Origin of the sequence: Hymenobacter crusticola (genome assembly GCF_002154225.1) — a bacterium.
GTDB classification, from domain to species: domain Bacteria; phylum Bacteroidota; class Bacteroidia; order Cytophagales; family Hymenobacteraceae; genus Hymenobacter; species Hymenobacter crusticola.
Genome location: NZ_MTSE01000012.1, coordinates 155,517 through 167,572, shown reverse-complemented (window position 1 = coordinate 167,572; position 12,056 = coordinate 155,517). Strand labels below are relative to the sequence as shown.

Annotated in this window: 10 protein-coding genes; 2 read left to right on the top strand and 8 right to left on the bottom strand. The window is 57.0% G+C overall.

The features are described from left to right. Both BXP70_RS19785 and BXP70_RS19780 read right to left on the bottom strand, forming a co-directional pair. Positions 1–1,956: PKD domain-containing protein (locus BXP70_RS19785; RefSeq protein ID WP_143436589.1), on the bottom strand; the 1,956-nt coding region annotated here is incomplete at its 3' end. A 433-nt stretch (positions 1,957–2,389) separates the two neighbouring features. Next, positions 2,390–3,904, bottom strand: a complete 1,515-nt coding sequence (locus BXP70_RS19780) for a malate:quinone oxidoreductase (RefSeq protein WP_086595848.1) — start codon at positions 3,902–3,904, stop codon at positions 2,390–2,392. 416 nt (positions 3,905–4,320) lie between these two features. On the opposite strand from BXP70_RS19780, the gene BXP70_RS19775 reads away from it, so the two are divergent. Next, entirely contained in the window at positions 4,321–4,761 is a 441-nt protein-coding gene (locus tag BXP70_RS19775) for a BLUF domain-containing protein (RefSeq protein ID WP_086595847.1), read from the top strand. 18 nt (positions 4,762–4,779) lie between these two features. Here the strand turns inward: BXP70_RS19775 and BXP70_RS19770 are convergent, their stop codons facing one another. The 3 genes from BXP70_RS19770 to pncA all read right to left on the bottom strand — a co-directional run bounded on the left by BXP70_RS19770 (position 4,780) and on the right by pncA (position 7,143). Further along, positions 4,780–5,889, bottom strand: coding sequence for a mechanosensitive ion channel family protein (locus BXP70_RS19770; protein ID WP_086595860.1), 1,110 nt, complete (start codon positions 5,887–5,889; stop codon positions 4,780–4,782). Positions 5,890–5,970: 81 nt separating this feature from the next. Further along, the gene (locus BXP70_RS19765) at positions 5,971–6,519 is read right to left on the bottom strand and encodes a 2'-5' RNA ligase family protein (RefSeq protein WP_218779826.1); all 549 of its coding nucleotides are present in this window, start codon (positions 6,517–6,519) and stop codon (positions 5,971–5,973) included. A gap of 9 nt (positions 6,520–6,528) precedes the next feature. Then, positions 6,529–7,143: a bifunctional nicotinamidase/pyrazinamidase gene (gene pncA / locus BXP70_RS19760; RefSeq protein ID WP_086595845.1), complete on the bottom strand. Its 615-nt coding sequence runs from the start codon at positions 7,141–7,143 to the stop codon at positions 6,529–6,531. A 379-nt stretch (positions 7,144–7,522) separates the two neighbouring features. Between pncA and BXP70_RS19755 the strand changes: the two genes are divergently transcribed. Then, the gene (locus BXP70_RS19755) at positions 7,523–8,644 is read left to right on the top strand and encodes an SPL family radical SAM protein (protein ID WP_394334998.1); all 1,122 of its coding nucleotides are present in this window, start codon (positions 7,523–7,525) and stop codon (positions 8,642–8,644) included. A gap of 44 nt (positions 8,645–8,688) precedes the next feature. On the opposite strand, the gene BXP70_RS19750 is transcribed toward BXP70_RS19755, so the two are convergent. Genes BXP70_RS19750 through BXP70_RS19740 form a run of 3 tightly spaced genes read right to left on the bottom strand, consistent with a single transcriptional unit; the run spans position 8,689 to position 11,820 of the window. Continuing rightward, positions 8,689–9,645, bottom strand: a complete 957-nt coding sequence (locus tag BXP70_RS19750; protein ID WP_086595844.1) for a hypothetical protein — start codon at positions 9,643–9,645, stop codon at positions 8,689–8,691. Between the two features lie 40 nt (positions 9,646–9,685). Next, a complete protein-coding gene (locus tag BXP70_RS19745) occupies positions 9,686–11,275 on the bottom strand; it encodes an outer membrane beta-barrel protein (RefSeq protein ID WP_143436588.1) in 1,590 nt (529 codons plus the stop codon). Beyond that, positions 11,272–11,820 (bottom strand): RNA polymerase sigma factor, encoded by a 549-nt coding sequence (locus BXP70_RS19740; protein WP_086595842.1) that lies wholly within the window; start codon positions 11,818–11,820, stop codon positions 11,272–11,274. Before BXP70_RS19740 ends, BXP70_RS19745 begins: the two co-directional genes overlap by 4 nt. Positions 11,821–12,056: the final 236 nt, after the last annotated feature.

Below are 12,056 nucleotides of genomic sequence, written 5' to 3'. Positions count from 1 at the left end.
GTCAGCTGTGCTGGTGAGCCGGCTAGGGGTATTACCCAAACAAATTTCCTGGTCAGCGGCGATAGCGCCCGCTTTCAGTGCCGGAAGAACGTTAATAAAGACGGGCTCTGTGGGGGTATCCGGACCACAGAAACCTGACGTTACCAAACGCCTGAAGTAGGTTGGGGTAAACAGCGGCCCCGGCGCAAAATCCAAGGTGCCGCTGCCCGGGATGTTGGTCCAGGTGGAGGAGGGGGTATTATCCGGCGACGATTGCCATTGGTAGGTATATTGCCCAGTGCCAGCCCCAGCCGAAGCCGTGCTGGTGATCGGCGCCGGCGCGGAGCCGGCGCAAATCGTCTGATTAGCGGCAATGCTGCCCGGCGTAGGCGCACCAGGTACTGGAACCAGAAGTTGGACTTCACGGCAAAAGCAAAAATTGGTGATGCGTAGCGTAACTACGTAGTTACCGGGCGACGTGAAAACGTGCTTAGGAATGGAGTCCGATGAGGTGTTGTTAGTGGAGGTAGGGTCACCAAAGTTCCAAGCGTAAGATTGCGGTTTGCGAACGGGAGAGAAAGCAGTAAACGTTATTTCCTGGCAACCCGTGGACTGCCCTCCAAAGCCAGCTCGCAGCAACGAGCTTTGGTTGAAGTTGGGCAAACCTAGGCCACTGCGGCGGCCACCCAGTGCTAAGCTGTCGTCGGCGTAGCCTACGCTGGCGCCCAACGAGTCGGGGTAGGGAATGAAGCCTAGGGCCGGCTGGTTTTCGCGGGCCACGTAAATCTTGCCGTCGGGGGCGGCCTGTAGGGAGCCTAGGTTGACGGGAGTAGTTTGCTTGAGCAGAATAAGCAACTTACTCGGCGTAGCGGCCGTCAAATCATACTGTAGTAGTTGAGGCTGAGGTGCTAGAGGGGGCTGGCTTAGCACGGTAGCATAGAGCCGACTGCGACTAGGCGAAAACTCAACGCCGTAGTACCCACCGTCTCCGCTGTCGATAGTCCGAGCGCCACTAACCACGCCCGTACCGGCATTGAAAGCAAACAGCTCGACGCTGCTGCTGTTGTCGCCCACGGTTTCGCTGAAGCGGGCCACGGCCAACTGCTCACCGTTGGGCGATACTTTCATTTGACCGCGGTAGCCCTGGGCCGCCACGCTCGGCGCGTGCAAAGACCCAACGGCCGAAATCACGGGGTTGGCCACAACGCCGTTTTCCGTCACGTGGTACGCCAGAAAAGCGTCGCCTCGGTTGTCATTGCCCGAGGTCGCAGCACCCCAGCCGTGCACGATAACCCAAATGTCGCAGCCGTTTTTGTCAAACACAGCCGTCATCTTCTCCGTGGTGCCGCGGGCGAGGGGAACATTCTTGGTAATGATCGTGCCGGCCCCCCCACCAGTGGGAATCTCAATGACGGAGTAGCTCAAGCCTTTGGGGCCGCCCTGCGCATCCTGCGTAAAAAGAATGTAGCGAGTCGGTCCGCCAGTAGGCGTTGAAAGCGGCGTCGGCTGCTTAACGGCCAAGGGGCCATCGGTGGCAAGGCGATTACCACCTAGGCCAGTGCCGTTGGCCATGATGGTGTGGTCCCGGTTCCAGATGGTATCGCCGTTGCTGTAGAAGAGCAGGTTACCCGTGCCATCCGACATTATCCCGGAGCCGGCGGGTGCCGACATCCTGCTATCGGGCAGTACCGCGGGCGGAATGGAATCGGTGGCTTGGCTGAAATTTAATCCCGCCTTGTAGCCGAAATACCAGGTGTTGATGAACTTCTCATCCTGGCTACAGTCGGGCGGTGCCGTTTGCGCGAGGACCTGCGTGATGCTGCTGTTCAGCAGCAAGAGGAGCACCAGCAACCAGCCAGTGGCCGGTCGTGCCCATCTAGCTAAATACCAGTTGCTAGGAGGCGGGCTAGGCTTCGCAATAGGTTGGGAGAGAATAGAGGTAATAAATAGGGTAGAATGGGGTAGCGCTGGGGGCATAGTGGAGCGGGTAAGTGGGCAAGCAGTAAACGAATGCTCAGGAGGAAAAGTACTTTCGCTGCCCTTAAAGAAAGGAGTATAATGGCTAGCTTTTGCTGAAAAGCGCTACCAGCCAGTTTTAGTAAATCTACACACTGCCAGCCAGGTTTATGCAAGGCCAAGGCCGAATAGTAGTGAAAGTCGCCGCTCAGCACTCACCTAGCGCTAGGCTGCTCAAACCCGCGGCCTGCGTGATGCTTTGTGCCACGCAGATCTACGCAAGCGCTTTACAGCCATCTGGGGCATCTCCCTAGCTTAGCCAAGGTTTTCAAGGTGGGGCTGATAATCATTCAGTGAACCTTGTTTGCTCAACTATTCCCAAGTAAGAACGGCCCCGAAAACATCGTTCTCGGGGCCGTTCTTACTTGGGAATAGTTGAGCAAATCAAGCGTTGTTATACCGGCTCATTCACATTCAGGCCTAGCACCTCGCTGGTGTTGTTGCGAATCTGCTCGCACAGCTGCGGGTTATCGTTTAGCTTCTGCCCAAATGACGGAATCATCTGCTTGAACTTGGCTTGCCACTCGGGTGAAGTAGCCCGGTCTTTGAAGCAGCGCTGGATCAGGCTAACCATGATACTCACGGCTGTGGAAGCGCCCGGTGAGGCACCTAGCAAGGCTGCAATAGAACCGTCGGAGGCGCTCACCACCTCGGTGCCAAACTCTAGCACACCGCCCTGCACGGGGTCCTTTTTGATTACCTGCACGCGCTGGCCGGCAACTTCCAGCTCCCAGTCTTTTCCGTTGGCATTGGGCATGTACTCACGCAACGCGGCTAGGCGGTCGGCGGGTGACTGCCGTACTTGGTTGATCAGGTAGCGCGTCAGCGGGATGTTCTTGATGCCCGCAATAAGCATGGGCCGCAAGTTGCCCGTTTTGATCGAAGAAGGTAGGTCTAGGAAAGAGCCTTGCTTCAGGAACTTGGTGCTGAAGCCCGCGTAGGGCCCGAACAGCAGCTCGCGCTTGCCGTTGATCATGCGCGTATCCAAGTGGGGCACCGACATGGGCGGCGAGCCTACGCTAGCCTTGCCATACACCTTGGCTTGGTGCCGCTCAATAACGTCGGGGTTAGTACATTTCAGCCACTGCCCGCTCACGGGGAAGCCGCCGAAGCCTTTGCCCTCCGGAATATCCGACTTGATGAGCAAGGGCAGTGAACCGCCCCCGGCCCCGATGAAAACAAACTTGCTGTGCACCCGAACCTTCTCGCCGGTACCTAGGTCTTTGGCTTTCACGTACCAAGCACCATCTGGGTCGCGGCGCAGCTTGGTTACCTCGTGGTTGAAATGGAAGCTTACCCCGGGTTGCTCCTTGAGCATGTTGAACAAGCCACGGGTAAGGGCACCGAAGTTTACGTCGGTACCAATTTCCATACGCGTGGCGGCTACGCTCTCGGCTGGGTTACGGCCTTCCATTACCAGCGGCATCCACTGCTGTAGCAACTGGTGGTCTTCGCTGTACTCCATCCCCTTGAATAGGGGCGACTTCACTAGCGCCTCACGACGCTTCTTGAGGTAGTTCACGTTGGCATCGCCCCACACAAAGCTCATGTGCGGAATGCTGTTGATGAAGTTCTGCGGGGTTTTGAAGTCGATCTTCTGGACCAGGTAAGACCAGAATTGCTTCGATACTTCAAAGGATTCGGCGATGCCGATGGCTTTCGAAATATCGATGGAGCCATCGGCCTTTTCCGGGGTATAGTTCAGCTCGCAAAAAGCTGAGTGACCGGTGCCGGCGTTGTTCCAAGCGTCGGAGCTTTCGGCGGCGGCTACGTCGAGCCGCTCGAAAACGGCGATGGTTAACTCAGGTTGTAACTCCTTGAGCATAACGCCCAAGGTAGCACTCATAATGCCCGCCCCGATCAGGACTACATCAGGACGTGAAGTGGAAGAATTATCGCTGGTGCTCATGCGCTTTAGTGTGACTCCAAATAAGTACGTTGAACATCAAAAAGGAGAATCTTGTTCGGAAAAAACGTACGCAAATACAGGCTTCGTCCTAGGCTGGTCAGAACGGTGGAAGCTAACAGATGGCCTTTCAACCTGCCAAACTACGTTGCAATCTTCAATGTGCATCTATCTAAAAGCAAAGTTTCTTGCATAATTGCTAATTGCCAGGTGGTTATCTTGTGAGATAAGTTGGTTTTACGTGCTTTTATTGAATACAGCTTACTTAAAAGCTGAAAAGGCTGGCTTGCAGATTTTCGGCGTAAAAGGAAACAAACTCGGCGGTTTGGGGTACACGTAAATTGCCTGGGTAGTTTGCGGATGTGTTTGCGCGCAGATTATAACTAACCCGTCTGTTCGCATGCTTCCTGTTTCTAAAAATGACGGTACATCAGATTCTGTATACAAGCTTGGCAACTAGTGCCATGAGCGATGAACAGTTGAAAAGCATCTTGCTACAAGCCCGCGCAACGAACCATGACCTTCGAATAACGGGCATCCTGCTCTACAGCGAGGGGATGATTTTGCAGGTGCTGGAAGGGGAGGAGGGTGCCGTCCGGGATCTATACGAAAAAATCCGGCGGGACCCTAGGCACACGGCCGTTGCCACGCTGGTAGATGGGGCCGTGGAGCGCCGCGTGTTCCCAGACTGGAGCATGGGCTTCGTGCCCGTGAGTATGTCGGAGTTCGTGTACATCGCGGGCTATGTTGACCCTAGCAAGCGAAATTTTCTGCTGCCGCGGGCTCACAATGCATCCGACGAGCTGCGGTCGTTGCTACAGCAGTTTGTGGCCGACCAGGAGGCAAAAGTCCGGACCTAGGCTAGCACGGCGTTGCACCTAGCTTTCATCCGAAGCTAGGTTGGCGAGCGTGAACGGCTGATCGGCGGCGGCCACCAGGGAGCGAGTTTTGGGCAAGCTTTCGGGGTAATGCTGCTGAATAAAGGCTACCAACTTCTCGCGCACGATGCAGCGCAAGTCGAACGTACGACTGGAGTCGGAAGCGCTGACGAGCGCGCGCAGCTCCATGGTCCGTTCCTTCGAGTCCGTTACTTGTAGCACGCACACGCGCCGGTCCCATAACGGTTCTTGCTCCACAAGGCGCTTGAGTTCCGCGCGCACTGCTTCCACCGGCAGCGTGTAGTCAGTGTACAGAAATACCGTGCCCAGCAGCTGCGACGTAGTGCGCGTCCAGTTCTGGAAAGGCTTCTCAATGAAATAGTTGAGTGGTAGCACCAAGCGCCGTTCGTCCCAGATGCGCACGACCACGTAGGTTAGCGTGATTTCTTCTACTCGGCCCCACTCGCCTTCCACAACCAGCACGTCATCTAGCCGGATGGGCTGCGTAAAAGCAATTTGAAAGCCGGCCAGTAAGTTGCTCAAAGAACGCTGGGCTGCAAAACCAATGATAACGCTGGCAATACCCGCCGATGTGAGCAAGCCCGTCCCGATGCGGCGCACCGTCGCGAAGCTCATCAGGATAAGCCCCACCGCCAGAATGGCAATCAGCGTGACAGCTAGCTTCTTCACGAACTGTAACTGCGTGAATAGCTTACGTACCCGCAGGTTGTTGCCTTCGGCCAGTTGATAATGCTGCCGTACTAAGGCCTCAATGACATCGACGGCGCGAATCAGTACCCAAGCAAACGTGGCAATGAGGGTTGTTTCTACGAAACGGCGTAACACTTCGAGGGGCTTTGGCTCCAACGGCACCAGTGGCAGCACAAACGACAGCACCAAAACGGGAAGGAAAAAGGCGCTGGGACGGCTCAAGTGGTGTGCGAAGGAGTGGGTCGCCAGGGGCGCATCGGTGCGCCGGTTATAAGCGCGTAGCGCCGCAAACACTATCCATTTGAGCACCAAACCACCTAGCAAACCACTGACTAAGGTGCCTGATACGTACAGGCCTTGCTCAAGTGGCACTGGTAAGTCCAAAAGGTCGGGAAGCATATGTAGAAAGTAATCTTGGGAGTAGAAAGCCCCGCCCAACCTAGCCTTCAGCGCCAGCACTACTGCCTGTGCTGAGGACGCTTAGCTGGTAGGTTGAGCTTCGGCGGTGAAGGCAAACGTGCGGAGCCATTCCCAGGGGCCACCCCGGTACGCCCATAGTTGCAAGCCCGTACCGACCGCCTCGAAGGGTACAAATTCCGCCGTAAGCTGCTCGTGCAGAGCGCGGGCCGCATCGGGCCGTACTTTGTTTTGCACCGTTACGTGCGGCCGGCGCCGTTGCCGGTCCTGGGGCGTTAGGTCGGGAAGCCACAAGGCTTGCAGCTCCCGGTGCAGGGCTTCTAGCTCAGGGCTTTGCACCGAGTAGGCCACGCCTTGGCCCAGAAACTGCACGCCAGCTACGTGCAGCTGCAAGGGAGACTGTACGTGGCTGCGCGCCGTAAGTTGTTGCGCTAGTTCCTCGAAGCGGGCACCGGGTAAGTGGTGAAATAGCGTCAGGTGGGCATCCAGGTAGTTGCGGTTGGCCGGGAAGTGCTGCCGGCGCAAGTCGTTGAAAAAGGTTGTGGCTTGCTCGTCGAGAGCTAGGGTGAGAATCAGCGGTACCTGTGGGTCGAGCATAATGGCGAGGGGCAAAAAAGAAAGCTAGGCTCCTAGCACTGCGTTGCTTTGCACCACGTGGCCACCTAGGTGGTGCAAGTCTTGCTTGGCCTGCTCGAAACCTTCCGGCGAAATCGGACGACTAGCATCTTCGATCAAAAAGGTATCGAAGCCGGCCTGCACGGCATCTTTGGCGGAAAAGTACACGCAGTAGTCGCCAGCTAGGCCGGCCACATACACCTGCGTCACACCTTTGCCGCGCAAGTAGTCTATTAAGCCGGTAGATTTTTGGTGGCCGTTGTCGTAGAAGCCGCTGTAGCTGTCGATTTCGGGGTTGGTACCTTTGCGGAAGATGGCCTCGACGCGGCTGGTATCTAGGGCAGGGTGCAGCTCGGCGCCGGACGTGCCTTGCACGCAATGGTTGGGCCACAGCACCTGCTCCAGACCGTGCAGCTCAATCTTATTGAATACTTGCTGGCCCTCGTGATTGGAAGCAAAGCTTTTGTGCGCTTGTGGGTGCCAGTCCTGGGTTGCTACCACCAAGTCGAAGCTAGGTTGTAGCTGGTTAAGCAGCGGAATGATTTGATCGCCTTCGGGCACGGCTAGGGCGCCACCGGGCACGAAATCATTCTGAACGTCGATGAGAAGGAGAGCTTTCATGAAAAGAAGAACGGTAGAGTACACACGAGGCTAGGTACCCCGCTCAGCCGTAAGCGTAAGGCGGTTGTGAAAACAGCTCTACGCGAAAAGCAAGCTGCACGGGTGTCCGCAAGATAATTGCGTGGCGTGGAGTACCGCCCAGAAGCGGAAGTAAATAGGTAAAAGCTACTCCTAAATAGGTGTGTTATGTAGCTGCTCAAGCTAGCCTTTTAACGCATAAATCAAAACAGCTACCTAGGTCTTATGCACGAATATGCAAGAGCGTAAGTGATTGATAATGAACAAGAATAAATGGTATAAAATACCGCAAAAGTCGCTCGCAAAGGACCTATTCGTGCACCCGCTGTGTTACCTATACACAGCCGAAAAACGCCTTCCGATGCTCCAAACATCCCTTTTTGAAGAGTTACCTGTTCTGACTCCTAGCCCCGCCGTGGCCCCCGCGCCGCAGCCGCTAACTCACTCCGCACGGGTGTGGTTGCCGAAGCGTGTGCTGTTCACCCCCGACGCGCTGACCGAGGAGTTTGGCCAGCAGATGTACGAGCGGATCACGGCTCAGGGCTTGCCAGTAGAGGTGCTGAAGAGCAACCGTATTACCGGTTTGCGTGGCGCCGATGAGCGCGAAACTTACCGTAACGCCAAGAACACACTTGCGGTGGTAAAAGCGCCGCCGAGCAACTTCCGCCTGCAGCCCACACCGCCCTCCGCCGACTGGCAGATGAACCTAGCTGAGGGCTGCCCTGCGCACTGCCAATACTGTTACCTAGCGGGTAGCCTGCAAGGGCCGCCGGTAGTGCGGGCTTATGCTAACCTGCCCGAGCTGCTGCGCAATACAGCCCAGTATGAGCAGCCCGGCCGCGTGACGAGCTTCGAGGTGAGCTGCTACACCGACGTGCTCGGCATTGAGCACCTGACGGGTAGCTTAGAGGAGTGTATTCGCTACTACGGCACGCGCGAAGGTGCTCAGCTGCGCTTTGTGAGCAAGTATAACCAAGTAGATTCGCTGCTCGACCTGCCGCACCATGGCCGCACCCGCGCCCGTATCAGCCTGAACGCCGAGCAGATTGCCCGGCGCATGGAAGGCGGCACGGCATCGGTAGAAGCACGGTTGCAGGCGTTGCGCAAGTTGGCGCTGCCGCATGAGCTAGGGGGTGGCGGCTACCCCGTAGGTATCATCCTGGCTCCCATCATGCAGATTCCGAACTGGCGCGAGCATTACCTAGCGCTGCTCGACCGCATTGCCGAGGTCATCGACTTCCCGTGCGACCTGACGGTGGAGTTCATCACGCACCGCTTCACGCCGGGCTCCAAAGATGTGCTGATGGAGTGGTACCCCAATACCAGCCTCGACTTCGACGAGGCCAAGCGCGCGGTGAAGCGCAATAAGTTTGGTGGCACCAAGTTCGTGTACCAACCCGAAGACATGCGCTCCATGAAGCAGTTCTTCTACGAGGAGTGGCAGCGGCGCTTCCCCCAGGCACCTATTCAGTACTGGACCTAGGTTTTCTTAACCAAGAGCCGCTTCCCCGAAGCGGCTCTTGGTTTTTACAGGGCTTTGATAGCTGCCACTGCTGTTGCTTCACTCACGGCTGAGATATTTGGATTAAAAACCTGATTAGCGCCGATTGAAGCAGTTTGCTGACCTAGGTAGTACGTTCCGTTTACGTTGCGGAGCACGACGGCAGTGGCTTGTAATCCTTCCGGAACGTTGGGGGCTGCAAAGGTATTATCGCCCAGGGCGTAGGCGCGCACTACTGAATTTAGGGTTTTAAAGACCAGGAATACCATTGTGTTCGTGTCTTGCACCTCTTCACCCGTCACGGCTATTTTCACCGTTGTTTGAGGCGTGCGAGTAATCACGCGTCCGCAATTTACCCACCCTAGGCTGTCATTATTCAGGCGAATGTGGTAGGAGCGCGGCCGGCCAGGTACACTGTCTTGGCTTACCGTTGAAGCGAAATCGGCGTTGGACTGGGGCAACCAGTTAAACAGCGTTTTGATGGTAGTGCCGTAGAATAGTCGCAGCGTAGAGCCGCCCGAAAGCCGTGGATTTTGGAAAGACAAGCGAAGTTGGGCGGCCGGATTGAGATGCAGCACGGTGGTGCCTTGTTTGGCCTTCAAGTAAAATTCGCCGGCCGATTCTAGCAGCTGTTCGCCCGCCGTAGTAGGCAGCGCGCTTAGCACCATATCCGATTTGCTGGTAATTTCTCGGTACTCAATGCTGATGGGAGTCGTGCTGGGGCGCATGCCGCTGGGAAGCACAAAGGCATTGGCCGGCAAGGCCAGCGTATTGCCTTGCACCGTTTTGAACTGAAAGCTATCGGCCGCAGCAGTGAGCGTGAAGAGCTGCTTCGGCGCCCCGTGCACCGCCACGAATGTAGCTAGGGTATTTTGGTCTGTTAGCCTAGAACCAACGACGAGTAGGTCCGAATCCTTTTTGCAAGCTGCGAGCAGCAGCAATCCGCCTACCATGCGAGAGGGCCAATGCAAGTACTGCTTCATGGGGAGAGAAAAAGGCAAGGCGAATAGGGTGGGAATAAGTTTACCGCAGATCAAACGATACTCCGGTGCGCATACCTGCCGAGAGCAAGTGGCGCGCCGAACGGGTTTGATCCTGGGCAAGTGGGGTGAGTAAGTAGTTGAAGGTCGGTTGCAAATTCAGGCGCCAGCGTTCGGCCAAACGATAGCTGATCGTGGTGCCCGCTGTAAGCCCTACGCTGACCAAGCGGAAAGGGCTGCCGCTAGAGTGCCAGTTGTCTTGCTCGCAGCCACAGCCGCTTGCTTGGGTGGTGCGCCCACCTAGGTACAGATTGGCCGACGCCCCAAGTAGCAGGCCGTAACCAAAGCGCCCCGCCGTGCCCAGCTGATATTGTACCTGCACCGGCACAGATACGAAGCGGTAAACGTCGCGGTGACGTACGTGCTGCTCCGCTTCAGTGTCACCACTAGCAACCGAATCAGGCACATAGAGCGTGTTGAAGCTGCCATTGGTATACTGAAACACAGGCCGTTGGAAGCTAGCGTATACTACCACCGGTTGCTTCACGGTAAGATCGAGGCGCGTGGCATATTCCGTGTACCCTAGGCCAGTGAGCAAGGTGAGGCGTGGCGTAAGGGTATACGTCACCCCTAGCTCCGCCGAATAGCTTTCAGCCGGCCGCTCCAGCTTTTCTACTGCGTTGGTAAGTGTATCGCTGCCCGGCCGACCTAGGTACCGGTACGATAGCGCCGGCCCGGCCAGCAACTGCACGGCCAAACGGGAACCTACGGGCGCAGGTGGTGGGGGCAAAGTGGGCGGGCTCGGCACCGGCATCACGAGGGGCGTTTGTACCGCCGGCAACGCCAACGACACGGCCAGCGACTGAAGCAGTGCAAGTTCTGACTCCGAAGCACCCACTTGGGCATTTGCTGTTCGGTCGGGAAGCAAAGGGGCTGACGACGTTGTGCGGGCAGCTTCGCCCGAACGCTCAAGCGCCGGCGTCTGGCTGGCATCAGCCACTGAACTACGCAGCTGCGCGGCTGTTTCTGAAGAACTTGTTTGTTTGCCAGAAGCAGCTCTAGCTGCCTGCTTTTGCTTTGATTTTGCCAGCGCTACGCCCGGCGCAGTTGCATCGAGTGCCCGCCTTGTTGGCTGCGCAGTACCTAGGTCTTGGCTGGCTCGAAGATCACTGTGGGGTTCTGGGTTGGTCTGTGAGCTATTCTGGAGCGCCGCCGAGCTAGCTTCGCGCTGAGGTGAGCCATTCCTTTGCACGTTCAAGGCAATGGCTCGATCGGCAGGCGGTGTAGTGGCTACCGGAGCTGCGCCGCCCGGCAGTGCCGCCGACGGCCGTGGTACTTTCGAACCACGTGTAGTTGTCGCCATTGGGCCCTGTGCAGTAGGGGATAGGTCCTGAGTAAACCACTTGACCTGGTAATAATAGCGGGCTACCAACACCCCACTGAGTAGCAGAAAAAGCAAGCTGGCTGCTACCGTCCTCCGTCGCACCCGGCGCCGTACCTGCAGCGCCGGCGTGGGTGCTGCGGGCACCCGTTGCCGAATGGCCGCCCACACCTCTTCCGAGGGCTGGCTGCCGTAGTCGGCTAGCTTGCGCCGCAGCTCTTCGTAGAGTTCGTCGGAGTTGGGGTCCATCATTTCAGTTCAAACTTGTCGTTAGCCAAGAGTCGTTCTTCCAGCAAACGCCGGGCCCGCGACAACTGCGATTTGGAAGTGCCTTCCGAAATGCCAAGCAACTCCCCAATTTCGGCGTGGGTGTAGCCTTCGATGGCGTAAAGGTTGAGCACGGTGCGGTAGCCAAGGGGTAAGGAATGCAGCAGGCGCAACACATCGTCAGCGGCGAGTTGGTCCAAGGATGAGCCTTCCGTGTCGGGCACTTCCAAGGCTTCGTCGCACTCTACTTGCAGGCCACGCTGCCGGGATTGGTGGTAGGTAGTCAGGGCGGTATTGACGGCGACGCGCCGGGCCCAGGCCTCAAACGGGCCTTGGCCTCGGTATTGGTCGAGGTGGGTAAAAAGCTTCACGAAAGTATTTTGCAACGCATCTTCCGCTTCTACCCGCGAGGGACAGTAGCGCAAACACACCCCCATGAGCCGGTAAGCCAGCGCGTCGTATAGGGCGCGTTGGGCCGCCGGCTCACCCCGTCGGCAACCTTCCAGAATAGCGTCGAGTGCTGGCGGCATCAGGCAACGGAAGCGACGGAAGTAGGAGTTAGGAGCAAAAGCCTTCCGCACCCATGACCAAGCTACGCTGGAAGGGGTTGCGCCGGGCCGCAAATAATTATTTCGCTTCGCGACGAATATAAGCAGAATGCCTTTTGTAATGCCGTCCGTACTTTCGGCCAGGCGCCCGGCCGATGCTCCTATCCCCTAGGTATGTGCCAACCGGTGCTGTATCGTCACGTTTTCCACCCTACTAA